The organism is Leminorella grimontii ATCC 33999 = DSM 5078, assembly GCF_000439085.1.
GTDB classification, from domain to species: domain Bacteria; phylum Pseudomonadota; class Gammaproteobacteria; order Enterobacterales; family Enterobacteriaceae; genus Leminorella; species Leminorella grimontii.
Genome location: NZ_AUUA01000002.1, coordinates 230,377 through 254,841, shown reverse-complemented (window position 1 = coordinate 254,841; position 24,465 = coordinate 230,377). Strand labels below are relative to the sequence as shown.

Sequence of the window (24,465 nt, the reverse complement as noted above, 5' to 3'; positions counted from 1 at the left end):
ACAACGATATGAATAACACGATGAAAACGCCTCTGGTCGCCATTCTCAGAGGCATCACGCCGAGTGAAGTGGAGGCGCACGTTTCTCTGCTTATCGAGGAAGGGTTCGACGCCATCGAGATCCCACTGAACTCCCCCGAGTGGGAAACCAGCATCCGGCTGGCGGTTGAACGCTTCGGCTCCAGGGCGCTTATCGGGGCTGGCACAGTGCTTGACGTCGCCAGCGTAGACCGGCTGTCGGAGCTGGGCTGTCGGCTTATTGTCACCCCTAACACCAATCCGGACGTCATTCGCCGGGCGGTTGACTACGGTATGGTGGTGCTGCCCGGATGCGCGACGGCGACCGAGGCGTTCAGCGCTATTGAAGCGGGCGCGAAGAGCATCAAGCTGTTCCCGTCCAGCGTTTTCGGCCCGGACTACGTTCGCGCGCTGAAGTCCGTCTTGCCCAAACAGGTTCAGGTTTTTGCCGTTGGCGGCGTGACGCCGGGCAGCCTGTCGGACTATTTGAACGCCGGCTGCGTCGGCGCCGGGCTGGGGGGAGATCTCTATAAGGCCGGGCAACGGCCTGAAAAAACGCGGCTTCAGGCCAAGGCGTTTATCGATGCCTATCGGCAGGCCACGGCGACGCGCTAAGACGTTCATTTTGCTTAAGTATTCATGAGGAATTGTTATGCAGCATGATTACCTGTTTAAAAACGCGACCGTCATCGACGGCTCCGGCGGCGCCGGATACGTTGCCGACGTGGCGGTCAAAGGAGATCGCATCGTTCGCATCGCGCCTTCCATCGGCGATGCGGCTGAAACGGTTATCGACTGTACCGGCCTGGTGCTGTCCCCCGGCTTTATCGACGTTCATACCCACGACGACCTGATCGTGATTAAGCACCCCGACTACGTGGAGAAAACCTCCCAAGGCGTGACCAGCCTTATCGTCGGCAACTGCGGCATCAGCGCGGCCTGCGCGGTGATGAAAGACGAGGTGCCGGACCCTATCAACCTGCTGGGCGAGCTCGATGAGTTTCATTATCCGGACGTGGCGAGCTACCGGGAAAAAATTACGCAGGTTACGCCGTCGGTGAACGTTGGTACGCTGATTGGCCACACCACGCTTCGCAACAACTGCGTAGAAACGCTGCTTGAGCCGGCGAAAGAAAAAGACATCGCCGAGATGCGCAAGACGCTGAAGCTGGCGTTGGAGCAGGGCGCGCTGGGATTGAGCACCGGGCTGTCCTATGGCAACGCCATCAACTCGTCGACCGAAGAGGTTTGCGCGCTGTCCGAACTGCTGGCCGACGCCGGCGGTCTCTACACCACCCATATGCGCACCGAGTACGACGGCATTATCGACGCCATGCACGAAGCGTTTTCTATTGGCCGTCATGCCAAGGTGCCGGTGCAGATTTCCCACCACAAGTGCGCGGGCGCCAAGAACTGGGGCCGCACGGTGGAAACGCTGGCGCTGATTGAGAAGTATCAGGCGATGCAGGACATCAACTGCGACTGCTACCCGTACCGCGCCGGTTCGTCCAACCTCGACCTGAGCCAGGTGACCGAAGACTACGACATCCTGATCACCTGGTCGACGCCGCACCCTGAGATGGCGGGCAAAACCTTACAGGAGATAGGTCAGGCGTGGGGCGTCGACGTTCACGCCGCAGCGGCGAAGCTCCTTCCCGCTGGCGCTATCTACTTCCAGATGCACGAAGACGACGTCAGGCGCGTGCTTAAGCATCCCAGCTCGATGATTGGCTCCGACGGCCTGCCCTGCGACCCCAATCCGCATCCCAGACTGTGGGGCACCTTCCCGCGCGTGCTCGGCTACTACAGCCGCGATGAGAAGCTGTTCCCGCTGTCCACGGCGGTGCACAAGATGACCGGCATGTCGGCGGCACGCTTCTCGCTTGAAGCGCGGGGGCTGATTAAAGAGAACTACTTCGCCGACATCGTGATTTTCGATGCCGACAGGGTCAACGAGTCGGGCACTTTCCAAAATCCAAAACAAAAGGCCGAAGGCATCGAGTATGTCTTCGTCAACGGCACCCTGACCTATCGCGATAAGCAGATGACGGGCCATCGCGCCGGCAGATTTTTAACCAAAGATAACAATGTAAAAAACGGGGGACAACATGATTAAAAGATACGGCGTAGAGGGCGGCAAGGGCACGGGCGGGCAGGCGTTGCCTTTCGCTAAAGCGGTTGAGGCCGGCGGCTGGCTGTACGTTTCCGGGCAGACGCCGATGGTCGACGGTGAAATCATCGACGGCGGCATCATCGCTCAGTCGACTCAGGCGATCCAAAACTGCCTGGACATCATGACCGAGGCGGGATTCGGCAAAGAGGACATCGTTCATATGAAGGTATTTTTAAGCGATGCCCGCTACTTCCAGTCGTTCAATAAAGTGTTTAAGGGCTTCTTTGCCGAGCATCCGCCGGCCAGGGTCTGCTGCGTGGCGGATCTGGTGGTCGACTGCATGGTGGAAGTGGATATGACCTGCTATCGGGCGGATAGAAGGTAACGTTCCCTTCCCTCTGTTCCTGAGACAGAGGCCTCGCTGACGCCGGTTGCACCTATTGGGCTGAGCGTTAAAGCAAAAACGGTTATGGCATTCCTGTTTGTGAGCGCCATCGGGTTCCTTTGCTTTTTTAGAGGCCAAATCAATCAACTCAACAACGATTAGCCAGGGCGGAGATCGTTAATAACTGTCTGGAAATACGTGATGAACAGTCATATTTTTCTTATCGGATTCATTATTTATGTTCTCGCTATGATATGGCTTGGCTGGTATGTGTCGCGTCATCAGAAAGATGGCGAAGACTTCTTACTGGGCGGCCGTTCACTGCCGATGTTTTTAACGCTGGGGTCGACGGTAGCGACCATGGTGGGAACCGGGTCAAGCATGGGGGCAGTAGGTCTCGGTTACAGTAACGGCTGGGCGGGCGTACTGTACGGCGCGGGCGGCGCAATTGGCATATTGCTGGTTGCGTGGTGGTTTACCCCGGTGCGCAAGCTGCGCTTTATGACCATGAGCGAAGAGCTCTCCTACTATACCGGCGGCAGTCATCTGATTAAAAATATCGTCGGTATTTTGATTTTCGTGGCCTCTATAGGCTGGCTAGGCGCTCATATTCTTGGCGGCAGCATGTATTTAGCCTGGGCTACGGGCCTCGATCTGACGTGGGCCAAGCTGATTATCGCCTTTGCGTTTGCGGTGTATGTGATTATCGGCGGCTATTCTGCCGTGGTCTGGACGGATACCATTCAGGCGCTAATTCTGTTCTTTGGCTTTATCTTAATGGCCGTGCTGGCGGTACATCACGTCGGCGGCTGGGACGCTATCCAGCAGGCCGTGGATCCGGCGGCAATGAGCCCGTTTGCCGTTGATAAGCTTGGCGTACTGCCGGCATTTTCGATGGCGATGGTGATTTGTGTGGGCGTGCTGGCAACGCCGTCCTATCGTCAGCGTATTTATTCCGGCAAAGACGTGTCGTCCGTACGTCGTTCCTTTGTCTATACCGGCGTGCTCTACCTCTTCTTTTCCATCTTACCGGCCATTATCGGCATGGCGGCCTTTACCATGAATCCTTCGCTGGAAAACAGCAACTATGCGTTTTTGTTTGCCACCAGCTTTCTGCCGAGCATTCTTGGTTTGGTTGTGCTGATTGCCGGGCTTTCCGCCACGATGTCTTCCGCCAGCTCTGACGCTATCGCCAGCGTGTCTATCATCATGCGCGATCTCTATACGCTGGTGACCGGGAGAATGCCGGAAGGGCGCAAAGCCATTTCGCTGTCCCGCTGGTTCCTGGTGTTTGTCATTGGTCTGGCGACGGTTTTCGCGCTAACCTCCAACGACATCATCAGCTACATCACCAAAATGATCGCCACGCTGATGTCCGGCCTGTTCGTGTGTTCCATGTTGGGGCGTTTCTGGCTGCGTTTTAACTGGCAAGGGGCGCTGGTTGCGCTGGTGGGCGGTGCGGGCGCTTCGGTCGCCATGTTAATGAACGATAGCTGGTTGGCCTGGTGGGGCAACCCGTGCGTGCCGTCGGTGCTGGTGAGCCTGATCTGTGCGGTGGTCGTTACGCTGGCCACGCCGAAGAATAAGCTGACGCGTGAAGAGGCGCTGAAGCTTATCACCGACGAGCGGGAGAATACCCGGTAATTCGGCGAAACGCATTTCGCTTTAAAGCCGAGGGGCTATCCCCCTCGGTGCACGCGCATTAGGGTAGAACGAGAGGAGAATAAAATGACAGCAGCCAATAAACTGCCCGTGAATGCGGAGCACAAGGCGGCGGCGCTGCCGGCAACGGCCGATAAGATAAGCGTTATCGATGAGGACGTCTGCCTGCCGGCGGTAGTGGTGAAGGCGAGAGCGCTGGACAACAACATCCGCTGGATGCAGCGCTATGCGGCCAGCAGCGACGTTTCCCTCGCGCCCCACGGCAAAACGACCATGACTCCCGCCATCTTCCGCCGTCAGGTTGAGGCCGGAGCCTGGGGCATTGGCGTCGGCACGGCGTTTCAGGCCAAGGTGGCGATCGAGGCGGGCGTGCCGAACGTCATTATGGCCAACCAGCTGGTGGGCAAGGCTAATATCAGGCTGGTTTCTCAGCTGATGAAGCATTCCTCAACGCCGATTTACTGCTGCATAGACAGCGAAGCCAACGCTCGTCAGCTGTCAGACTATTTCGCCTCTCAGGGGCAGAAAATGCGGGTGCTGCTGGAGCTGGGCGTTCCCGGCGGCCGCTGCGGCTGCCGTACCGAAGAGGAAGCCTACGCGCTGGCAGCGCTGATTCGGCAACTGCCCGGCCTGACGCTGTGCGGCATCGAGTTTTACGAGGGCGTTATCCACAGCGATGACGAACGCGCCGATCTGGCAATTATCGACGCTTTCCTTAAGCGAGTGCTGTCCGTCACGCAGCGGCTAGCCGCCGACGGCGCGTTCGCCGACGTTGACGAAGCGCTGCTCACCGGCGCAGGTACGGTGTGGTACGACGTGGTTTGTCAGCAGATGAAGCGGGCCGACTTGCCGACCGGCTTTCGCTACGCGATCCGCCCCGGCTGCTATATCACCCACGATCGCGGCGTGTATGCGCAGGCGCAGGAAGCGCTGCGAGCGCGCGATCCGCTCTCATGCGACTTGGGCGGCGATCTGGCTTCCGCATTGGAGCTTATCGCCTGCGTTCAGTCGCTACCGGAACCGGGGCTGGCGATTGTCGGCTTCGGCAAGCGCGACGTGGCCTTTGACACCGGCCTGCCGCAGCCGATAGCGCTTTATCGCAACGGACAGAAAATGCCGTTTAAGGCAAGTTCCGCCCATACCGAAAACCTGATGGACCAGCACGCCATGCTGCGCTACGGTGAAGGGCTGTCGCTTCAGGTGGGCGATCTGCTGGTGTTCGGTACCTCTCACCCCTGTATTACCTTCGATAAGTGGAAAACCATTTATCTGGTGGATGAGGGCTATAACGTGCTGGAGGAGATGGAAACGGCGTTCTAGCCCAGCATTCTGGTTTGGCATGGCGCATCGGCTGACGGTCAGTTGGTGCGCCATTTTTATTTTTCTTTCCCGATGATGGTATACTCGCTGCCAGCATTCACTTTATCCCTGTTTACTATGTCAAATACTCTGGAAGACAGCGTTAAGCTGATTAAAGAAATACTGGCTACCGCCAGCGTGGACAAGTCGGGCGTGTTTAAACTGCCGGCGGAACGAACGCTGGCCGAGAAGATGAACCTGCAGCGCTCAACGATAAGAAACGCGCTCTCCGCGCTGGAGTTTTTCGGTTTTATTGAGCGCAATCAGGGCAGCGGCACCTATATCAAAATTCCCAACCTCTCTTTCGCCAACGTATATTTTGAAATCGCCATTCAGCTGGGCTATATCTCGCTGGAAACCATTGAGAAAGCGCGAGAGCTGTTCGAGATTATTATCGTGGAGGAGGCGGCTAAAAACGCCACCGACGATGAGGTGTCGGAGCTCGCCCGCCTGTGCAGCGTGATGACCGAGGCGAACGGCTTTGACGAAAAAATCGAGGCCGACTACGGCTTCCACCTTCAGCTTGCCGGCATGACGCGCAACCCGGTTATCGTGCTGTTTTTCCAGAGCATCGCCTCGTTTATGCGCGACATTCTGCGCAAGCGGCGCTCTATCATTCACGAAGTCAGCGACGACAAGACCCGCATCAACAGCAACCATAGCGATATCGTCGACGCCATCGCCAAGCGGGACCCGGAGCTTGCCAAGCGAGCGATGAAGGCCCACTTTGAGCAGTGGGAGCGAGAGAATTTGCTGATTAACGTGATTTTGAATCAGAAGTAAGATTTTAGCCGACGGCGCACTGCGCTGAATGTAATCTTAAGAATGGAAGAAACGGGAGCGCCTGACGTCAGGCGCTCCCGTTTTGCTTGCTAACTACTCCGGCATCGATGCGCCCGCCGGCAGCGGCTCCCTGATGGTGAGCACCACCGTCAGGCAGACGGCGGCGGCGATGGCCAGTGCGATAAACACCGCGTTCCAGCTGTAGCTGTCGAGCAGCACGCCGACGATAAGCGGCATACAGACCGCGCCAATCTGGCCGCCCATGTTGATGATGGCGTAGGCGACCGGGTAGCACTCCTTCGACGCGCGCCCCATGGCGTAGACCGAATAGGCCGAATAGCCCAAAGACAGCAGAAAGCCGATGCAAAACAGCAGCGCGCCCAGCGCCAGCTGGTTGTGCGGCGCGACCAGCATAAAGCCCATCATGATGATGGTGCAAAAGGCACTAACCAGCATCAGCGGCTTTCTTCTCTTGCCGAAGACGTTGTCCGACAGCCAGCCGCCGAGCAGGTTGCCCAGCACGTTGCCGGCAAACGGCGCGGAGGCGAGCAGGGCGGAGTTGACGATGTTGAAGTTGTGCTCTTGCAGCAGGTACTTAGGTAGCCACGACATCAGCACGCCGTCGACGATGCCCACCATGCACATGTAGCCCATGGCCGCGCCGTAGATGTCCCAGCTGGAGAAAATCTCTTTGGAGGTTTGCAGTTGGGTAAGCCTGCGGGTTCTTATCAGGCGGTCTATCAGGCCGAACTTGAACGGGCGGGCTTTGAGCCGCGAAGCCGTTTTTTGCTCGCCGCTCTGCGGCGCGACTTCGTTGATGTAGTCCGCTTCCTGCTGGTTGACGAAGGGGCTTTCCGACGGCCTGTTTCTGACCAGCAGATACCAAATCACGCCGAGCACGATGCCGGGGATCGAGAAGAACAGGAAGATGTGCCGCCAGTCGTAGTTGAGCAATATCCAGGCGCAGATCGGCGGCACCAGCAGCGGGCCGAACTTGGAGCCGGCGAGGAAAATCCCGGTGGCGGTGCCTTTCTCTTTGCTGGGGAACCAGTTGTTGATAGTGACGGTGGAACTGATGACCACCGGCGCTTCGCTGACGCCGATCAGGGTTCTGAGCATTTTCAGGTGCAGCACCGAGTCGACCCGGCCCATCATGAAGGTAAAGACCGAGGTCAGGATCATGCCCAGAGCGTAGGAGAAGCGGATGCCCGTTTTGCGAATCAGGTATCCGGCAGGAATTTGGCAAAAGCCGTAGCCGGCAAAGAACAGGCTGATAATAATGCCGACTTCGGTGTTGGTGAGGTCGAACTCTTTTTGCATAAAGGGGATGGCAAAGCCGATGTTCGCCCGGTCAGCCTGGGCGACCATAAAAATGACGAAGATCAGCGCCATGACGCACCAGCGATACTGACTCATCCTGTTATTTTGTTTTTTCATATGTGTGTGTTCCATCAATATCCAGCTTGAACAGGTTCCGGCCCGAACGCAAGAGCGTTTGAGCCGGAATGGCGCGCTATTTGCCGAGCCAGCGCTTGACGCTTTCCGCGACCGCCTTGGCTGAAATGCCGTATCGATCGTGCAGGGTCGGCAGCGCGCCTGCCGCCAGAAATTCGTCCGGCAGGCCTATTTGCCTGAAGGGACGGTGAACGCCGTTGCGCATCAGCGCAGATGCCACCGCTTCCCCCAGCCCGCCGACGACGGTGTGGTTTTCCGCCGTGACCACCAGGCAGTTTCTGGCCTGCGCTTCTTTAACAATGGTCTCTTCGTCCAGCGGCTTAATGGTCGGCGAGTGCAGCACGGCGACGCTGATGCCCTCTTTTTCCAGCATGTCGCGCGCCTGTACGGCGCGCATGGTCATCAGCCCGCTTGAGACGATAAGCACGTCCTGCCCTTCGGTCAGCAGCTTGGCCTTGCCGACTTCAAAGCGATAGTCGGGGAAGCGGTCGAGGATAACCGGCACCTTGCCGCGCAGCAGGCGCATGTAGACGGGGCCCTGATGCTCATAAATCGCCGGCACCGCCTGCTCGATGTCGATGGCGTCGCACGGGTCGATAATGGTCAGGTTCGGCATGCCGCGGAAAATGGCGATGTCTTCCGTCGCCTGATGGCTTGGGCCGTAGCCGGTGGTGAGCCCCGGCAGGGCGCAGGCGATTTTGACGTTCAGGTTTTCTTCCGCGATGGCCATGCAGATAAAGTCGTAGGCGCGGCGCGAGGCAAACACGGCGTAGGTGGTGATAAACGGCGTAGCGCCTTCCCGCGCCATGCCGGCGGCGGCGCTCATCAGCAGCTGCTCGGCCATGCCCATTTGATAGAAGCGCTCGGGGAACTCGCGGGAGAAAATGTGCAGGTCGGTGTAGGCCGCCAGATCGGCGGACATGCCGACGATGTCGTCATGCTTTTTCGCCAGCTCCACCAGCGCGTGGCCAAACGGCGCGGAGTGCGTCTCCTGACCCTCTTCGGCGATGGAGGCGATCATGGCGGACGTAGTGAGTTTTTTGGTAGACATCTTAAACCTCATAAAAACGTGTTCAGTGAAATACGCGCAGCGCCTTAGATATGGCGCTGCAGCTGACGCAGCGCCAGCTGCCATTCGTCGTCCGCGACGCGGATAAAGTGGGTTTTGTCGCGCGTTTCAAGGAAGGGAACGCCTTTACCCATCAGCGTATCCAGAACGATGACGCGCGGCTGGTCGCCCTGGTGATTTCTGGCGTTGTCGAACGCGTCGACCAATGCCTTGAGGTCGTGCCCGTTGACGCGCTGAACGAACCAGCCGAAGGCCTCGAACTTCTTATCGACCGGCTCGGTTTTCAGGATGTCCTGGCTGTTGCCGTCCGCCTGCTGGCGGTTGACGTCGACCAGCGCTATCAGATTGTTGAGCTTCCAGTGGCTGGAGGACATGGCCGCTTCCCAAGTGGAGCCTTCGTCCAGCTCGCCGTCGGAGAGCAGGTTGTAGACAAACGCCGGATTGCCCTTGCGCTTTAAGCCCAGCGCCATGCCGACGGCGATGCCAAGCCCGTGCCCCAACGAACCGCCGGTAATTTCCATCCCCGGCGTGTAGGCCGCCATGCCGGACATCGGCAGCTGGCTGCCGTCGGCGCCGTACTCTTCGATTTGGTCTTTGGACAGGACTCCGGCTTCAATCAGCGCCGCGTACAGCCCGATGGCGTAGTGGCCGATAGAGAGCAGGAACCGATCGCGGCCTTCCCACTCTGGCTCCTGCGGGCGGTAGGTCATGGCGTGGAAGTAGGCGACCGCCAGCGCGTCGGCGATGTCCAACGCCTGACCCACGTAGCCCTGCCCCTGAACTTCGCCCATACGCAGCGCGTGGTGCCGAATGGCGTAGGCGCGATCGGCAAGCGTCTCCAGTTTTTGCGTTATTTCTGTCATGAATGTATTCCCGTGATCTGTGTTTTTTTCAAACAGCTCGTTAAATGGTTAACCAATATAATCACAGGGAGATTGGGATAAGAAGATGGTCGTCCAGATAAATTGCGGATTTGTGATGAAGATCGATTAAATGGTTTACCATTTAATATCTATTTGGCGTGTGGATATAGATGATTTTTGTAGATATTATTTTATTAAACATGTTGCTATATGTTTTTAATGTGAGGGTGACGATCTGTGCATAAATTAAGGTCATCCATTTCTGGTTATCATGCACAGAGCTTTATACTCATCGCCTCCTCTTTTTTGATGTGATAAATATGGTTAATCATTTTGAGTCAGGCATTTTTGTAAAAGAGAGAAAACGTCATGTGATACCGATAGATACGGGCGTATTCTTCTGCAAGAAAATTGTCTTGGACCGATGCGGAGTACAGAGAGGGAACGTGAATATTAAAGGACTTATTATCAGCCTGGCCTTTCTTATCGTCGGCTGCTCATCCCAACCCCACGTCGTTTTACCCGAAAGCGGCTCACCAACCCCCGCCGTTCACCGTATCTACGTCACCAGCCACGGTTGGCACACCGGCATCGTCGTTCCCGCAAGGGAGATGAACAAAGTATTGCCGGCGCTGGCCGAGCGCTTCAGCGGCGGGCAGTGGTACGAGATGGGGTGGGGGGATAAAGGGTTTTATCAGGCGCAGGAGGTGACCTCCGGCCTGACGATGCAGGCGATGTTTTGGCCTTCCGGCGCCGTGATGCACGTCGTTTCTATTCCTATGTCGGTTGAGCGATACTTTCCCAACAGCGAACTGATTGCCGTTAAGCTGACCGACGCGGAGTTAAACAGCCTGTTGGCCTTTATCGCCCAAAGCTTCGAGCGCGATAAAGCGCAGCGCCTGATTATGATGAAAAGAGGCATTTACGGCGACAGCCAGTTCTACGACGCCAAGGGCCGCTATTCGATATCCAATACCTGCAACAAGTGGACGGCCAAGGGGCTGAAAAGCGCGGGGATGGACATCAGCCCAACGTTTAAGCTGACGGCGGGCAGCGTGATGGACTACCTGAAAGGCGAGCGCGGCAGGCGCGCTGCCCAAGAGGAGAACCTCGCCTGCTCACCCGCCCGTTAAATTCGCGGCTATCATTATAGAGCGACGCCGTAAGGGCCATTGGGAGGATGCAGAGATGAAAAAGATACCGCCGCTAACAGAGGCCGACGTGACGTCCGAATCGGTTTTTTTCATGCCACGCCGTCGGCTGGTGAAGCTGTTAGCTCTATCTGCGCCGGCGATGGCGCTTGCGCCGCTGGCCAAAGCGAACGCCTTCTCGTGGTTTAAGGGCGATGAACCGCCACCGAGCCCGCCCCGTCGGCCTCTCGACTTCACCAAGCCCGAGCAGTGGCGAAGCGACCTTTCGCTAACGCCGGAAGATAAGGTGATTGGCTACAACAACTTCTATGAGTTCGGGTTGGATAAGTCCGACCCGGCGGCGAACGCCGGAACGCTGAAAACCGATCCTTGGAAAGTGAACATTGGCGGAGAGGCGGGTAAACCCTTTACGCTGGGTTTGGACGATCTCTATCGAAAGTTCCCGCTGGAGGAACGTATTTACCGGCTGCGCTGCGTCGAAGCGTGGTCGATGGTGGTTCCCTGGGTTGGCTTTCCGCTGTCCAGTCTCCTGAGCATGGCGCAGCCGACCGGGAACGCCAAGTACGTGGCCTTTCAGACGCTTTACGACCCCGAAAACATGCCGGGGCAGAAGAGCGCCTTCGTCGGCGGAGGGCTGAAGTACCCTTACGTCGAGGGGCTGCGGCTCGACGAGGCGATGCACCCGCTAGCCTTTCTGGCCGTCGGCGTCTATGGCAAAGCGCTGCCGCCGCAAAACGGCGCGCCCGTTCGCTTGGTGGTGCCGTGGAAATACGGCTTTAAGAGCATCAAGTCGATTGTCAGCATCACGCTGACCAAAGAGCGCCCGCCGACCACCTGGAACCTGAGCGCACCCAACGAGTACGGCTTTTACGCTAACGTCAATCCTCAGGTCGACCACCCGCGCTGGTCGCAGGCGACGGAGCGGGTCATTGGCGCGGGCGGCCTCCTGAACGTGCAGCGCCAGCCGACGATGATGTTTAACGGCTACGCTGAACAGGTCGCTTCGCTTTATCAGGGGCTGGATCTCAAGGAGAACTTCTAACCGTGCGGCTGACGGTAAAGCGAGTTATGTGGCTGAAGGCGCTGCTGCATCTGGCCGCCTTTTTGCCGCTGGTATGGCTGTTTTTCGCCGTCAATTCCGGCGGGTTTAGCGCCGATCCGGCGAAGGACATCCAGCACTTTACCGGCCGAATGGCGCTCAAGCTGCTGCTGGCGACGCTGGCGGTTTCCCCTCTGGCAAAGTTCGCTAAAGAGCCGCTGCTGGTGCGCACCCGCCGCCTTTTGGGGCTATGGTGCTTCGCCTGGGCGGCGCTGCACCTGGCGAGCTACCTGCTGCTTGAACTTGGGGTGAACAACCTGTCGCTGTTGTGGAGCGAAATCGCAAAGCGGCCCTATCTTCTGTTGGGCGCTGCCGGTTGGATTATCCTGTTTCTTTTGGCGATAACCTCGAATCGCTTTGCCCAGAACCGGCTGGGCAAACGGTGGCAGACGCTGCACAACTTCGTCTATCTGGCGCTTATGCTTGCGGTGGCGCACTACGTCTGGTCGGTAAAAATCCTCTCGCCCCAGCCGGTGATGTATGCGCTGGGGGCGGCGCTGCTGCTGATTTTGCGGTATAAGAAGTTTCGGCGGTGGTTGGGGATTTAGCGCGGAAAACGGTGTGACCGTTTGGGTTGAGATAAAATATGAATTTATTTATTAATTTTGCAACTCATTTGATATTTGAAAAATATATTTAAATGGTATGTTAATCTTTGGGTTATTTAATTCTTAAAACCTCACGCGATCATAAAATCTTGCTTTTATCTAAAATTAACTAAAAAGCTCTGCTTAGTGTTTATATTTCCACACTAAATAAGCTCAATGGATGGAATTTTAAACTTACGTTATCAATTTATTAACTAGAGTTACCCTATGATTTTGGTATAAAAATCTAATTAACTATTTTTTAATAAATTTTTAGATCGTTTACATAATAAAATTAATCTGATAATTTGAAAGTATAGTTATCGCTAACTAAAAAAAATTACTTCAAATAAAAATTGTTTCAATATTAAATCATTTTGATTTATTTAATTGAATTTAAAAATTCATTTTAGTTAAAAACCCATTTTAATTTAATTGAAAACCTTAAAATTCAGCAGGGATGAATATAAATGCAACGCTTTAGTATAAATAAAATTACCTTTCTTATCGCATCAGTTTTTGTATCCGCTGGGCCAGCAGTGGGCGCCACTATTCAGGTCGAGGGGCCTTACCCCTACGTGACCCAATCCAATATGGGAACCCATGGGATGAACGGGGGCAGCGAAGGCGCCGGGGCTGGGTATGTATTTCTGACGGCTCCAGGGTCTACCGCCGCAGACAACCTCGTAAGCGTTGGCAGCGGTGTGAAGATCGTCGGCGGCGTCGGTTACGTTGGGGGCCATGGCGGTGCTGGAATGACCGGCAGCAATCTGACCATCACCAACGCCGGTGGCTCGGTGACGGGGGGGATCGGCGGAATTCCAAGCGGCAACGATGGCGACGGAGGTGACGGTGGCGCGGGCATATCCGGCAGCAATCTGTCGATAGCCAATAATAGCGGCGCGATTACCGGTGGCGCCGGAGGGACCAGTGGCTATAACAGTGGCGACAGCGGTTCTGGCGGCGCAGGAATATTCGGCAGCGGCTTGGATATCACCAACGGCGGATCGATTACCGGCGGTAAGGGCGGTTACCTCTATGCTAACTCCGACGACGCTGGCGGTGCGGGCGGTGCGGGAATATCGGGCAACGGCCTGTCGATAACCAATAACAGTTCAGGCACGATTAGCGGCGGCCAGGGCGCCGAGGGCGGTAGGAGCGGCGCAGGCATTTCCGGCAGCGACATGACGATAATCAATAACGGTAAGATTGTCGGCGCCTATGGCAGCTTTGGCTACGCTGACAACAGCGGCGCTAACAGCATGGGCGGTGCGGGCATATCCGGCAGCGACCTGACGATAATCAATAACCGACGCATTCTCGGTGGAGAGGGTAACTCCGGCGGAGCCGGCGGTGATGGGATATTCGGTTCCGGCCTGAAAATTACCAACAGCGAGTCTATTACCGGCGGCAAGGGCGGCTTCGGCTACGGTGAGAGTGCCGCAGGCGTTGGCGGCGCGGGCATATCCGGCAGCGATATGACGATTGATAATATTGCTGGTGGTTCAATTACCGGCGGAGAGGGCGGCTACGGCGGTCTGGACGGCGTCGGCGGCGCTACGATGCCTGCCGCCGGTGGAGTGGGAATACTCGGCGATAATTTGAAAATAACCAACGCTGGCTCTATCACCGGCGGAGTTGGCGGCTTTGCGGGCGGCGAGACGACAAGCCCTGACGGCGCGGATGGTGGCGCAGGAATATTTGGCAGCAACCTGACAATCAATAATCTGGCCAGCGGTACGATTACCGGCGGAGCGGGATATTACAGCGGCAGTAGAGATAATACCAATAGTAGCGACGGCGGCAACGGCGCCGCCGGAATATCCGGTGATAGCCTGACGATTAACAACAGTGGTTCTATCGTTGGAGGTAAGGGCGATGTTGGTTCAAACGGAGGTGCTTACGGCAACGGCGGCGCGGGCATATCCGGCAGTAATCTGACGATCGTCAACAATAGCGCTATCACCGGGGGAACTCACGGCGGGAACAGCGGTGAAAAAGCCGCCGCCATCAGCCTTACCGGCGGCAGCAGCTCGCTGACGCTGAATACCGGCTCAAACATCACCGGCGATATTACGCTGGCCGACGGCACGAGCGAAAGCGCGACGACGCTGCGCATCGTTGGGAATGATGAGGATAACCGGGCCATTAATGGCGGTCTGTTGGTTGGCCAATGGGCTGGCGTAGTGCTTGCCGAACGGCCGATTGAATTTTCAGGAAGCGCGACGTTTGCCGAAGGGGCGTCGTTAACGCTCGGCGGCGGCGTTAGCCTTAAGGCGGAGTCCGTTTCCGTCGGGGCTGACGCTTCTCTTAATGCAAATATCCTTCACTGGGATCAGCATGACATTCTGCTGGTTGAAACGACGAACGGCATTACGGGAACGTTCTCTTATAATAACGCCCTCGTGGCGGGCATGAGCCAGCCCGACTTTGCCTACATCAACACTGGCTCCCAGACCATTAAATATTCCCTGTACTGGAACGGCCAGGATTCCGACGCCCACGGGACGTTCACGCTGGATGAGGGAAGCAGCTTCAACCTCGGCGTTGCGCTGGCGGATAACGCTGTCCATACTAACCCATCCTGGGACGGCAAAAGCCTGACCAAGGCCGGGAAGGGCACCCTGATACTGTCAGCGGAAAATACCTATACGGGATCAACCCACATCAATGAAGGCATGCTGAAGACCACGACGTCGAATGCATTCGCCCATACCTCCGGCGTGACGATCGGCGAAGCAGGGACGCTGAACCTCAACGGAAACGGCCAGATCGTCAACGCGTTGGATAACCGCGGCACCCTGCTGATTGATGACTACGGCGTTCCACCCGCTTCCCCGCTTAGCGTTACGCTTGTTGGCGACGTGACCAACGGCGGCAGCATTATTCTCAACAACAGCGCGACCAGCGCCGGAAATACGCTGACTATCAACGGTGACTACGTCGGCGACGGCGGCAGCCTTTCACTGGGTACCGTTCTCGGCGGCGACAGCAGCCTGACGGACAGGCTGGTGGTCACCGGTAATGCCTCCGGCACGACCTATGTGGAGGTCAGCAACGAGAACGGCTCAGGCGCTCTGCTGCATGAAGGGATTAAAATCGTTGAGACCGGCGGATCTACGGAGGATGCCTTCGTGCAGCGCGGTCGCATCGTGGCGGGCAGCTATGAATACCGCGTACAGCAGGGAACGGCTCTTGGTGAAGACATGAATAGCTGGTATTTGACCAGCATGACCGACAGGGTAGGCTCTAGCGATCCCTCTCATTCTGTCCATACCTATCGTCCTGAAGGCGGAAGCTATGCCAGCAACCTGGCGGCGGCCAATACGCTGTTTAGTACTCGACTGCACGACCGTCAGGGCGGCTCTTGGTATACCGACCCCGTCACCGGGGAGCGCCATATGACCAGCATGTGGCTGCGAACGTCAGGCGGGCACAGCCAGGGGCGGATGTCAGACGGCCAGAATAAGTCTTCGGCCAACCGCGTTGTGGTGCAGCTTGGCGGCGATCTGGCCAAGGGGAGCGTGAACGGTACGGACCGCTATCATCTAGGGGCGATGGCGGGCTATGGCCGGCAGGACAGCAACACCCATAACCGCCTGTCGGGCTACCGTTCTCAGGGCGATGTGAGCGGCTACAGCGCCGGCCTGTACGGAACCTGGTATCAGAATGCGACGGAGAAAACCGGCCTGTACGTTGACTCCTGGATGCTCTATAACTGGTTTGACAATACGGTTAAGGGCGATGAAATTGCCAGTGAAAGCTACAAAAGCAAGGGGCTGACGGCGTCTATAGAGTCGGGCTACGCCTTCCATATTGGTTCATTCGCGACGGAGGGCGACATGGCGAATAACGTCTATATTCGCCCGCAGGCGCAGGTTACCTGGATGGGCGTGAGGGCTGACGACCATACGGAGAGAAACGGCACGCGGGTTCAGGGCCAGGGCAACGATAACGTTCAGACCCGTCTGGGCATGCGCCTTTACGTCAATGGCAAAAGCGCGTTGGATAAAAATACCGCACGTGAGTTTGAGCCCTTCATTGAGGCGAACTGGATATATAATTCAAAGCAGTACGGCGTTAGGATGAAAGATACCAGTACCCACATTCAGGGAAGCCGAAACGTCGGCGAAGTGAAAGTGGGCGTCGAAGGGCGCTTGACTCAGGGCCTTAGCGTGTGGGGCAACGTGGCCCAACAGGCGGGCAACAAGGGCTTTCGCGACACGGGCGGCATGCTGGGGATCAAATACCAGTTCTAGCCATCATTTCGTGTAACGGGCTTTTCAGAACGTTTCGGCGGCGGTTGCGGCTTTATGCGGCAACCCCGCCGAAGGCATTGATGAAAGCGTATAAGGAGTAAATTCGATGTCTCACGATCTCACGGCGCTGCCGTCCATCGGCAAGAGAATGGCGAAAATGCTTGAGGAGATCGGCATTGAAACGCCGAGCGATCTTATCGGCCAAAACCCTCTCGACCTGTATGAACGCTCCTGTCAGCGGGCAGGCATGCGAGTCGACCCCTGCGTGCTTTATACCTATCGCTGCGCGGTTTATGCCGCCGAGACGGGGGAGCGAGAAGGGGAGTTGACGAAGTGGTGGAATTGGAAGGATAGGGCGCATGGGAATGAGGGATGAGGTTGGCGGGGACTTGAGGTCAGGTAGACCATTTCGTTGAGGTCAACGAAATGGTTGAAGGCCGGTAAAATCGAGGGATTTCTGGGGGAAGTTGCCGTCCAGAAAGCGTCTTTCTTCTTTGTTCGGTTACAGCCAGCGGCTGGAAGGCGCTTTTCTCTATTATCCTCATCGCAACGTGTCGCCCGCGCTGCGGGCAGTGATAGATACGTTGAGGATTTGAGGGAAAATGATGAAGTATCAGGAAGCATTGCAGAAATTATTGTTAGATGACCCGATAAGGATGAAGGCGCTTTACGCCGTTCGGGCATTGAAACTCAGTGATGGATGGATCAGCGCTGGTTTTGTGCGAGATGCGGTATGGGACTGCTTACACGGATATGGGCAAAGGCCCGTCTCTGGCGATGTGGACGTTGTCTGGTTTGATCCAGAATGTCGTAATCCCGCTCACGATAGTGACCTGGAAGAGCGGCTTAGCCAACGGCCTTCTACGTTCAACTGGTCGGTGAAGAATCAGGCCAGAATGCATCAGCGTAACGGCGATAGCCCTTATCTCTCAACAGAAAATGCGCTGCGGTATTGGCCTGAGACGGCGACGGCTGTTGCTGTCAGAGTAGGAGATTCGAACCTTATTGAAATTATTGCGCCCTATGGGCTCGACGATCTGTTTGAGCTACGCCTACGGCCAACCCCACCATTTGAGCGTGAAAAGTTGACCATTTTTAAGCAGCGCGTTGCCGCAAAACGGTGGATGGAACGTTATCCTATGTTGCAGCTTATTGTTTCTACATAATCAGAATCAGCCAGTTTGGAGCTATCATTTTTCACGGGCTGGCCTGCCATCACCACATTATTCTATTTCTGCGAGACACCTTCAGATAAATCCCCTTGCCGCCTGAGGCGGTTCGAAGTATCTTTTCTCGGCGCCTGCAAAATCAGGCGCCGGGTTTAGCATCCTGACTAATCTTATCGGCGACATACGACGCGTCAGCGTCTTTTTTTATGTCGTGTGTTCGGCTACATCTCTATGGTGGGCTGGGCGGGGGCACCGAAAGGTGCGCCGGTATCCGATAAGGCCGGTAATGCTAACTCTGTCCAGTCCACCACCCGTGAAGTTAGCATTTCCGGTGGTGGTCATTAAATCACTTATCGGAGGCTGCCCACTATGGCTACAACCCCAACCCAAACTCGCTCGTCATCCACATCCCCCGCTAAAACCCAGCGCCGCTACACCGTCGGCTATGAGCCCAATCATGGCGACACCAGCACGCCCGCCCTGCATCTGAGCGGGAAGTGGCTTAGAGAGGCCGGATTTGAGACCGGCGTTGGCGTCACCGTAAAGATTGCCGGAGACTGCATTGTGCTTATCCCCGATAATGATGAGGTGCATGAACTACGTAAGCAGATTAAGCAGGTAAAGCAGGCCGTTAAAGGATTGAAGGAGGGGATACCGGGCTTATTGGGGAGCGAAAAGTAGGATGTTTATCGTGCCGATAGCGCTATAAGCGCATCGGCACGTTCTTATTGAATTAAAGCAAAGTGCTATTCGATGTTTTGAATCTGCTCCCGCATCTGCTCAATCAACACCTTCAGCTCAATCGCCGATGCCGTGATATCCGCATTGATAGACTTCGACGCCAGCGTATTCGACTCGCGGTTGAACTCCTGCATCATAAAGTCCAGCCGGCGGCCGACGGCCTCTTTCTTTTTCAGAATGGCGTAGGTTTCTTTGACGTGAGCTTCCAGCCTGTCCAGCTCTTCGGCGACGTCGACGCGCTGGGCAAGCATGATTAGCTCCTGCTCCAGGCGATTGCTGTCCAGTTGGACCGCCGCTTCTTCCAGCTTGCTCATCAGGCGCTCGCGCTGCCAGACCAGCACTTCCGGCATGCGCTCGCGCACTTTGCCCACTTCGACCATCACGCCCTCAAGCCGCTGTTCAATCAGCGCCTTCAGCGCGCTGCCTTCGCGTTCGCGGCTGTCGATAAAGTCGGTCAGGGCGGTCTCTAACGATGCCATCAGTTCGGTGGCGATGGCGTCAAGATCCTGGCTTTTCGCCGACATGACTCCCGGCCAGCGCAGAATGTCCAGCGGGTTGATTTCCCCTTCGTCGCTCTGCATCTTGACCCAGTTGGCGGCCTGTACCAGCTGCTGGGCGAGCTCTTTGTTGAGCATCAGCTCGGTCTGGTAGGCCGGGTCGAGGTCAAAGCGCAGGTTGCATTCGATTTTTCCGCGGGTCAGGCGCGCTCTCAGGCGCTCGCGGATCATCGGCTCAAGGCTTCGGAACTGCTCCGGCAGGCGGATATAGGTTTCCAGATAGCGTTGGTTGACGGAGCGAAGCTCCCAGGAGGCTGAGCCCCATTCGCCTTGGGTTTCGTGGCGGGCGTAGGCGGTCATGCTGCGGATCATAGTCGAGTACCCGATTGAAGAAAATAAGCTCGAGTATATCACCATTTACGGCGGGCGTTGCGATTTGCCGCGCGGGCTTTACCCATTCGCCCGTAGGCACACGGCCTGAAAATCAGTATAATGCGCGGTCAATAACATCAGCGAACGCCAAAGCCCTTGCCAAAGGCGCACGTAAACGGCCAGCTGAACCCGTCTGACCTAACCTCCGGAGAGAATTTCATGCGTCCAGAAGGCCGAAGTGCACAGCAGGTGCGCCCAATAACCCTGACTCGTCACTATACGAAGCATGCGGAAGGCTCCGTGCTGGTAGAGTTTGGCGACACCAAAGTGCTGTGTACCGCCACCGTGGAAGAGGGCGTGCCGCGCTTTCTGAAAGGCCAGGGGCAGGGATGGGTGACGGCGGAGTACGGCATGCTGCCGCGCTCGACCCACACCCGCAACCCGCGCGAAGCGGCCAAGGGCAAGCAGGGCGGCCGCACGCTGGAGATCCAGCGCCTGATCGCCCGCTCTCTGCGCGCTGCGATAGATTTGAAGCTCCTCGGTGAATACACCGTGACGCTGGACTGCGACGTGCTTCAGGCCGACGGCGGCACGCGCACCGCTTCCATCACCGGCGCCTGCGTGGCGCTGGCCGACGCCCTCAACGCCATGGTGGCCAATAAGCGTCTGGCCAAGAATCCGATGAAGGGCCTGGTGGCCGCGGTCTCCGTTGGTATCGTTAACGGCGAAGCGGTGTGCGACCTCGAGTACGTTGAGGATTCCGCAGCAGAAACCGACATGAACGTCGTAATGACCGAAGACGGCCGTATGATCGAAGTGCAGGGCACGGCTGAAGGCGAGCCCTTCAGCCACGAAGAGCTATTGACCCTGCTGGAGCTCGCCCGAGGCGGCATAGACACCATCATGGCAGCGCAGAAGGCAGCGCTCGAACAGCAGTGATTTTGAAAAAGGCGACGTAGTCGCCTTTTTTATGACTAATGAATGTAAGACAGAATGAAGCGTGAGGATGCATCGGCTATGAAACACTATCAGCGCCAGTTTATTGAGTTTGCGCTAAACAAGCAGGTTTTAAGGTTCGGCGAGTTTCACCTGAAGTCCGGGCGGGTCAGCCCTTACTTTTTTAACGCCGGGCTGTTTAACACCGGTCGCGACTTGGCGCTACTGGGCCGCTTTTACGCCTCGGCGCTGGTGGATTCCGGCATCGAGTTCGACGTGCTGTTTGGGCCAGCCTATAAGGGCATTCCGATTGCCACTACCACGGCGGTAGCCCTGTCCGAGCATCACGATATTGATATTCCCTACTGCTTTAACCGCAAAGAGGCGAAAGACCACGGAGAGGGCGGTAATCTGGTGGGTAGCCCGCTGGTTGGGCGCGTGATGCTGGTTGACGACGTGATCACCGCCGGAACGGCGATCCGTGAGTCCATGACGACGATCCGCGCTCAGAACGCGACGCTGAGCGGCGTTCTGATCTGTTTGGACCGCCAGGAGCGCGGAACCGGGCAGCTGTCGGCGATTCAGGAAGTGCAGCGCGACTACCAGTGTGAAGTGATCACCATTATCACCCTGGACGATCTGGTCGAATACTTGGGCGAAAAACCGGAAATGGCGAAGGAACTGGCGGCGATCAACGTCTATCGTGCAGAGTATGGCGTTTAGCTCAGGCGTTATAAAGAGACGTTAAAAAAGCCGATGCGCGAAGCATCGGCTAATCAACGCCAGCGAGCCGTCAGGCTCTCCGCTGGCGCCGTTAGGAATCCATCCCCGTGACTCTTGCCCGCTCGGCCTGCTTTAGGTAGCTGTTGTAGCGCTTTTGGAACCACGCCTTTTGTTCCTCGTTCATATTGCCAATCACTGCCTGAACGTTTACCGGTCTCCCCTGTGCATACATTTGGGCCAGACAGCGCGCCAGAAAGTCGAAATTTTTTACCGACTGTAAGTTTTGTGTCTCCATAGCATACCCCCCTTGTCACTTCGTGATTGATGACGGTCATATGCTTTTTCTAACTTTAGTATTCGCCTAAAATCGGCTAATTTATGAACAATACGTGCCTAAGATGCCTTATTTTTCGCCATTTTTTTAACTATGTCTGAAAAAACAAACGCCCTCGTTTAGAGAGGGCGTTCTTCTATGCTATTTCAGCGCGTTGCTACAGCAGAATATCGCACAGCGCCGGGTCTTTCCTGTCCAGATAGTGGATAGACTGGATGCGGCGGATGGTGCGAGACTTGCCGCGCACCATCAGGGTTTCCGTCGTCGCCATGTTGCCGGTACGCTGGATGCCGCCCAGCAGATCGCCCTTGGTGATGCCGGTAGCGGAGAAGATGATGTTGTCGTTGCGGGCCATGTCGCCGAGCTTCAGCACGTCGCCGGGAGTTAGCCCCATCTTGCGGCAGCGCGCCAGCTCTTCTTCGCCAATGCGGCAGTTTTCTTCCGTGTCGCCCTTCACCTGATGGCGAGCCAGCAGGCGGGCCTGCATGTCGCCGTCCAGCGCGCGGATCACCGCGGCGGAAATCACGCCCTCCGGCGCGCCGCCGATGCCGTACATCACGTCGACTTCGCTGTCCGGCATGCAGGTAAGAATTGAGGCCGCTACGTCGCCGTCAGGGATGGCGAATACCCGCACGCCCAGCTGCTGCATTTCGGCAATGATCGCGTCATGGCGCGGCTTGGCCAGCGTGATGACCGTTAGCTTTTCCAGCGGCTTGTTGAGCTTGGCGGCGATGCGCTTAAGGTTTTCCGTCAGCGGCAGGTCCAAGTCGATGGTGTCCTTGGCGCCGGGGCCGACGACCAGCTTTTCCATATACATGTCCGGCGCGTGCAAAAATGCGCCCTTTTCGGCGACGGCCAGCACCGCCAGCGCGTTGGCCTGACCCATGGCGGTCATGCGGGTGCCTTCGATGGGGTCAACCGCGATGTCTACCGCGTCGCCCTGACCGGTACCTACTTTTTCACCGATATAAAGCATCGGCGCTTCGTCAATTTCGCCCTCACCGATGACGATTTCACCGTCGATGTTGACCTGATTCAGGACGATGCGCATCGCTTCAACGGCGGCGCCGTCGGCCTTGTTTTTGTCACCGCGCCCAAGATAGCGGTAGCCGGCCAGTGCGGCGGCTTCCGTTACGCGGGAAAATTCGATTGCCAGTTCACGTTTCATGTCAGGGATCCGTTACGTTTTGGTTTTTAAAAGGGGGGAAGAAAAATTGGGCGAATTTTATCACAGTCCCGCAGGGATATTGGAGAATTCTCCATAACCGGCGGGAGAATTTTCCATAAAAAAGCGGGCCCGCGAAGGGGCCCGAAAACAGAGATGAAATTGTCGCTATATATTAACTATCTACTCGTGGTCTTCCCAATCGCGGGCGCGAGCGACGGCCTTCTGCCAGCCCTTGTAGCGATAGTTGCGCTCGGTGGTTTCGATGCCCGGCTTAAAGGTGCGCTCGATTTCCGCCTTGCTTTTCACTTCGTCCAGGTCGTTCCAGAAGCCGACGGCTAAACCGGCCAGATAGGCCGCGCCTAGCGCGGTCACTTCGCGAACGGCGGGGCGTTCAACCGAGGTGCCGAGAATATCGGATTGGAACTGCATCAGGAAGTTGTTGGACACCGCGCCGCCGTCGACCCTCAGGGCCTGAAGGCGAGCGCCGGAGTCGGCCTGCATGGCGTCCAGCACGTCGCGGGTTTGATAGGCTATTGATTCCAGCGTGGCGCGGATGATGTGGTTAGAGTTCACGCCACGCGTAAGGCCCAGAATGGCACCGCGGGCGTACGGGTCCCAGTACGGCGCACCCAGGCCGGTGAAGGCGGGGACGACGTAAACGCCGTTGCTGTCTTTGACCTTGGTGGCGAAGTACTCGGAGTCCATCGCGTCGCTGAACAGCTTAAGCTCGTCGCGCAGCCACTGGATGGAAGCGCCGCCGATGAATACCGCCCCTTCCAGCGCATAGTTCACTTCGCCGCGCGGGCCGCAGGCGATGGTGGTCAGCAGGCCGTGATCGGACTTCACGACGTCCTTGCCGGTGTTCATCAGCAGGAAGCAGCCGGTGCCGTAGGTGTTTTTCGCCATGCCCGGCTGGACGCACAGGTGGCCGAACAGCGCGGCCTGCTGGTCGCCCGCCATCCCGGAGATAGGAATACGCGTGCCGCCCTTGCCGCCGATGTTGGTTTTGCCGTAAATCTCAGACGACGGGCGAACGTCCGGCAGCATGGCGCGCGGGATGTCCAGCACTTCCAGCATCTTGTCGTCCCAGTCCAGCGTTTTGATGTTAAACAGCATGGTGCGGGAGGCGTTCGTGTAGTCGGTGACGTGGGCGCGGCCCTGCGTCATGTTCCACACAAGCCAGGTGTCTACGGTGCCAAACAGCAGTTCGCCGCGCTTGGCGCGCTCGCGGGCGCCTTCGACGTTGTCCAGGATCCACTTCACCTTGGTGCCGGAGAAGTAGGGGTCAACGACCAGGCCGGTGTTTTCGCGGATGTAGTCGGTCATGCCGTCTTTTTTGAGCTGCTCGCAGATGCTGGCGGTGCGGCGGCACTGCCAGACGATAGCGTTGTAAATCGGCTTGCCGGTTTCTTTGTCCCAAACGATGGTGGTTTCACGCTGGTTGGTGATGCCGATGGCGGCCACCATGTCGGAGCTGATGCCGGTTTGAGCCAGAACCTCAACCAGAACGGAACTCTGCGTCGCCCAAATCTCCATCGGGTCGTGCTCGACCCAGCCCGCGTGCGGATAGTGCTGGGTAAACTCCTTTTGAGCCACGCCGATCACGTTGGCGTCGTGATCTAGAATGACCGCGCGTGAACTGGTAGTGCCCTGATCGAGCGCGACAATGTATTTTGGTTCAGTCGTCATTTGGAATACTCCGTTTATTGACGTTAAAGCGGCT

At 56.9% G+C, this 24,465-nt stretch carries 23 protein-coding genes and 1 pseudogene; 17 read left to right on the top strand and 7 right to left on the bottom strand.

The window, feature by feature from the left end; all coding sequences use genetic code 11:
- Nucleotides 1-8 precede the first annotated feature (8 nt).
- The 6 genes from G544_RS0105600 to G544_RS0105575 all read left to right on the top strand — a co-directional run bounded on the left by G544_RS0105600 (nt 9) and on the right by G544_RS0105575 (nt 6,319).
- Nucleotides 9-632, top strand: coding sequence for a 2-dehydro-3-deoxy-6-phosphogalactonate aldolase (locus tag G544_RS0105600; protein WP_027273682.1), 624 nt, complete (start codon nt 9-11; stop codon nt 630-632).
- A gap of 37 nt (nt 633-669) precedes the next feature.
- Nucleotides 670-2,133 carry an N-acyl-D-amino-acid deacylase family protein gene (locus tag G544_RS0105595; RefSeq protein WP_027273681.1) on the top strand — a complete coding sequence of 488 codons (1,464 nt, stop codon included), beginning with the start codon at nt 670-672 and terminating at the stop codon, nt 2,131-2,133.
- Entirely contained in the window at nt 2,126-2,515 is a 390-nt protein-coding gene (locus tag G544_RS0105590; RefSeq protein ID WP_027273680.1) for a RidA family protein, read from the top strand. Before G544_RS0105595 ends, G544_RS0105590 begins: the two co-directional genes overlap by 8 nt.
- A 201-nt stretch (nt 2,516-2,716) precedes the next feature.
- On the top strand, nt 2,717-4,159 hold the full coding sequence (locus tag G544_RS0105585; protein ID WP_027273679.1) for a sodium:solute symporter family protein: 1,443 nt from the start codon (nt 2,717-2,719) through the stop codon (nt 4,157-4,159).
- Nucleotides 4,160-4,243: 84 nt separating this feature from the next.
- Complete coding sequence (locus tag G544_RS0105580) at nt 4,244-5,497, top strand: amino acid deaminase (protein WP_051155588.1); 1,254 nt, start codon at nt 4,244-4,246, stop codon at nt 5,495-5,497.
- 117 nt (nt 5,498-5,614) lie between these two features.
- On the top strand, nt 5,615-6,319 hold the full coding sequence (locus tag G544_RS0105575; protein WP_161624109.1) for a FadR/GntR family transcriptional regulator: 705 nt from the start codon (nt 5,615-5,617) through the stop codon (nt 6,317-6,319).
- Nucleotides 6,320-6,412: 93 nt separating this feature from the next.
- Here the strand turns inward: G544_RS0105575 and G544_RS0105570 are convergent, their stop codons facing one another.
- The 3 genes from G544_RS0105570 to G544_RS0105560 all read right to left on the bottom strand — a co-directional run bounded on the left by G544_RS0105570 (nt 6,413) and on the right by G544_RS0105560 (nt 9,706).
- Nucleotides 6,413-7,756: an MFS transporter gene (locus tag G544_RS0105570; RefSeq protein WP_051155587.1), complete on the bottom strand. Its 1,344-nt coding sequence runs from the start codon at nt 7,754-7,756 to the stop codon at nt 6,413-6,415.
- 76 nt (nt 7,757-7,832) lie between these two features.
- On the bottom strand, nt 7,833-8,825 hold the full coding sequence (locus tag G544_RS0105565; protein ID WP_036023504.1) for a transketolase family protein: 993 nt from the start codon (nt 8,823-8,825) through the stop codon (nt 7,833-7,835).
- 44 nt (nt 8,826-8,869) lie between these two features.
- Nucleotides 8,870-9,706, bottom strand: coding sequence for a transketolase (locus tag G544_RS0105560; protein ID WP_027273674.1), 837 nt, complete (start codon nt 9,704-9,706; stop codon nt 8,870-8,872).
- A gap of 452 nt (nt 9,707-10,158) precedes the next feature.
- On the opposite strand from G544_RS0105560, the gene G544_RS20010 reads away from it, so the two are divergent.
- The 9 genes and pseudogenes from G544_RS20010 (at nt 10,159) to G544_RS0105525 (ending at nt 18,652) form a co-directional block, all read left to right on the top strand.
- A complete protein-coding gene (locus G544_RS20010; RefSeq protein WP_081650751.1) occupies nt 10,159-10,839 on the top strand; it encodes a TIGR02117 family protein in 681 nt (226 codons plus the stop codon).
- A gap of 55 nt (nt 10,840-10,894) precedes the next feature.
- Nucleotides 10,895-11,899, top strand: a complete 1,005-nt coding sequence (gene msrP / locus G544_RS0105550; RefSeq protein WP_027273673.1) for a protein-methionine-sulfoxide reductase catalytic subunit MsrP — start codon at nt 10,895-10,897, stop codon at nt 11,897-11,899.
- Nucleotides 11,900-11,901: 2 nt separating this feature from the next.
- Nucleotides 11,902-12,504: a protein-methionine-sulfoxide reductase heme-binding subunit MsrQ gene (gene msrQ / locus G544_RS0105545; protein ID WP_027273672.1), complete on the top strand. Its 603-nt coding sequence runs from the start codon at nt 11,902-11,904 to the stop codon at nt 12,502-12,504.
- A gap of 509 nt (nt 12,505-13,013) precedes the next feature.
- A complete protein-coding gene (locus G544_RS22585) occupies nt 13,014-16,802 on the top strand; it encodes an autotransporter outer membrane beta-barrel domain-containing protein (RefSeq protein ID WP_134388939.1) in 3,789 nt (1,262 codons plus the stop codon).
- Between the two features lie 106 nt (nt 16,803-16,908).
- Entirely contained in the window at nt 16,909-17,178 is a 270-nt protein-coding gene (locus G544_RS0105535) for a helix-hairpin-helix domain-containing protein (protein ID WP_027273671.1), read from the top strand.
- Nucleotides 17,179-17,305: 127 nt separating this feature from the next.
- Nucleotides 17,306-17,398, top strand: a pseudogene (locus G544_RS22105) (LysR family transcriptional regulator); the annotation flags it as partial.
- A gap of 9 nt (nt 17,399-17,407) precedes the next feature.
- Complete coding sequence (locus G544_RS0105530; protein WP_027273670.1) at nt 17,408-17,968, top strand: nucleotidyltransferase family protein; 561 nt, start codon at nt 17,408-17,410, stop codon at nt 17,966-17,968.
- Between the two features lie 234 nt (nt 17,969-18,202).
- Nucleotides 18,203-18,316 (top strand): ash family protein, encoded by a 114-nt coding sequence (locus tag G544_RS22630; RefSeq protein WP_071783283.1) that lies wholly within the window; start codon nt 18,203-18,205, stop codon nt 18,314-18,316.
- 24 nt (nt 18,317-18,340) lie between these two features.
- Complete coding sequence (locus G544_RS0105525; protein ID WP_027273669.1) at nt 18,341-18,652, top strand: SymE family type I addiction module toxin; 312 nt, start codon at nt 18,341-18,343, stop codon at nt 18,650-18,652.
- A 65-nt stretch (nt 18,653-18,717) separates the two neighbouring features.
- Here G544_RS0105525 and G544_RS0105520 read toward each other — a convergent pair whose 3' ends face one another.
- A complete protein-coding gene (locus G544_RS0105520) occupies nt 18,718-19,581 on the bottom strand; it encodes a YicC/YloC family endoribonuclease (RefSeq protein WP_027273668.1) in 864 nt (287 codons plus the stop codon).
- Nucleotides 19,582-19,800: 219 nt separating this feature from the next.
- On the opposite strand from G544_RS0105520, the gene rph reads away from it, so the two are divergent.
- Together rph and pyrE are read left to right on the top strand one after the other, a co-directional pair.
- Nucleotides 19,801-20,520, top strand: coding sequence for a ribonuclease PH (gene rph / locus G544_RS0105515; protein ID WP_027273667.1), 720 nt, complete (start codon nt 19,801-19,803; stop codon nt 20,518-20,520).
- A gap of 78 nt (nt 20,521-20,598) precedes the next feature.
- Entirely contained in the window at nt 20,599-21,240 is a 642-nt protein-coding gene (gene pyrE / locus G544_RS0105510) for an orotate phosphoribosyltransferase (RefSeq protein ID WP_027273666.1), read from the top strand.
- Nucleotides 21,241-21,331: 91 nt separating this feature from the next.
- On the opposite strand, the gene G544_RS0105505 is transcribed toward pyrE, so the two are convergent.
- From G544_RS0105505 to glpK, 3 genes are all read right to left on the bottom strand, one after another.
- Nucleotides 21,332-21,535: a glycogen synthase gene (locus tag G544_RS0105505; protein WP_027273665.1), complete on the bottom strand. Its 204-nt coding sequence runs from the start codon at nt 21,533-21,535 to the stop codon at nt 21,332-21,334.
- 196 nt (nt 21,536-21,731) lie between these two features.
- A complete protein-coding gene (gene glpX / locus G544_RS0105500; RefSeq protein ID WP_027273664.1) occupies nt 21,732-22,742 on the bottom strand; it encodes a class II fructose-bisphosphatase in 1,011 nt (336 codons plus the stop codon).
- A 180-nt stretch (nt 22,743-22,922) separates the two neighbouring features.
- Nucleotides 22,923-24,431 carry a glycerol kinase GlpK gene (gene glpK, locus G544_RS0105495; protein WP_027273663.1) on the bottom strand — a complete coding sequence of 503 codons (1,509 nt, stop codon included), beginning with the start codon at nt 24,429-24,431 and terminating at the stop codon, nt 22,923-22,925.
- Between the last annotated feature and the right edge of the window lie 34 nt (nt 24,432-24,465).

Excerpts from the sequence above, each read along its gene's own strand:
- G544_RS0105575 (WP_161624109.1), top strand. The coding sequence starts at position 5,615 with ATGTCAAATACTCTGGAAGACAGCGTTAAGCTGATTAAAGAAATACTG.
- G544_RS0105560 (WP_027273674.1), bottom strand. The coding sequence starts at position 9,706 with ATGACAGAAATAACGCAAAAACTGGAGACGCTTGCCGATCGCGCCTAC.
- G544_RS0105595 (WP_027273681.1), top strand. The coding sequence starts at position 670 with ATGCAGCATGATTACCTGTTTAAAAACGCGACCGTCATCGACGGCTCC.
- rph (WP_027273667.1), top strand. The coding sequence starts at position 19,801 with ATGCGTCCAGAAGGCCGAAGTGCACAGCAGGTGCGCCCAATAACCCTG.
- G544_RS0105570 (WP_051155587.1), bottom strand. The coding sequence starts at position 7,756 with ATGAAAAAACAAAATAACAGGATGAGTCAGTATCGCTGGTGCGTCATG.
- glpX (WP_027273664.1), bottom strand. The coding sequence starts at position 22,742 with ATGAAACGTGAACTGGCAATCGAATTTTCCCGCGTAACGGAAGCCGCC.
- msrP (WP_027273673.1), top strand. The coding sequence starts at position 10,895 with ATGAAAAAGATACCGCCGCTAACAGAGGCCGACGTGACGTCCGAATCG.
- G544_RS0105505 (WP_027273665.1), bottom strand. The coding sequence starts at position 21,535 with ATGGAGACACAAAACTTACAGTCGGTAAAAAATTTCGACTTTCTGGCG.
- G544_RS0105520 (WP_027273668.1), bottom strand. The coding sequence starts at position 19,581 with ATGATCCGCAGCATGACCGCCTACGCCCGCCACGAAACCCAAGGCGAA.
- G544_RS0105535 (WP_027273671.1), top strand. The coding sequence starts at position 16,909 with ATGTCTCACGATCTCACGGCGCTGCCGTCCATCGGCAAGAGAATGGCG.
- G544_RS22585 (WP_134388939.1), top strand. The coding sequence starts at position 13,014 with ATGCAACGCTTTAGTATAAATAAAATTACCTTTCTTATCGCATCAGTT.
- G544_RS0105590 (WP_027273680.1), top strand. The coding sequence starts at position 2,126 with ATGATTAAAAGATACGGCGTAGAGGGCGGCAAGGGCACGGGCGGGCAG.
- G544_RS0105525 (WP_027273669.1), top strand. The coding sequence starts at position 18,341 with ATGGCTACAACCCCAACCCAAACTCGCTCGTCATCCACATCCCCCGCT.
- glpK (WP_027273663.1), bottom strand. The coding sequence starts at position 24,431 with ATGACGACTGAACCAAAATACATTGTCGCGCTCGATCAGGGCACTACC.
- G544_RS0105600 (WP_027273682.1), top strand. The coding sequence starts at position 9 with ATGAATAACACGATGAAAACGCCTCTGGTCGCCATTCTCAGAGGCATC.
- G544_RS0105530 (WP_027273670.1), top strand. The coding sequence starts at position 17,408 with ATGAAGTATCAGGAAGCATTGCAGAAATTATTGTTAGATGACCCGATA.
- G544_RS0105580 (WP_051155588.1), top strand. The coding sequence starts at position 4,244 with ATGACAGCAGCCAATAAACTGCCCGTGAATGCGGAGCACAAGGCGGCG.
- G544_RS0105585 (WP_027273679.1), top strand. The coding sequence starts at position 2,717 with ATGAACAGTCATATTTTTCTTATCGGATTCATTATTTATGTTCTCGCT.
- G544_RS0105565 (WP_036023504.1), bottom strand. The coding sequence starts at position 8,825 with ATGTCTACCAAAAAACTCACTACGTCCGCCATGATCGCCTCCATCGCC.
- G544_RS22630 (WP_071783283.1), top strand. The coding sequence starts at position 18,203 with ATGGTGGGCTGGGCGGGGGCACCGAAAGGTGCGCCGGTATCCGATAAG.
- pyrE (WP_027273666.1), top strand. The coding sequence starts at position 20,599 with ATGAAACACTATCAGCGCCAGTTTATTGAGTTTGCGCTAAACAAGCAG.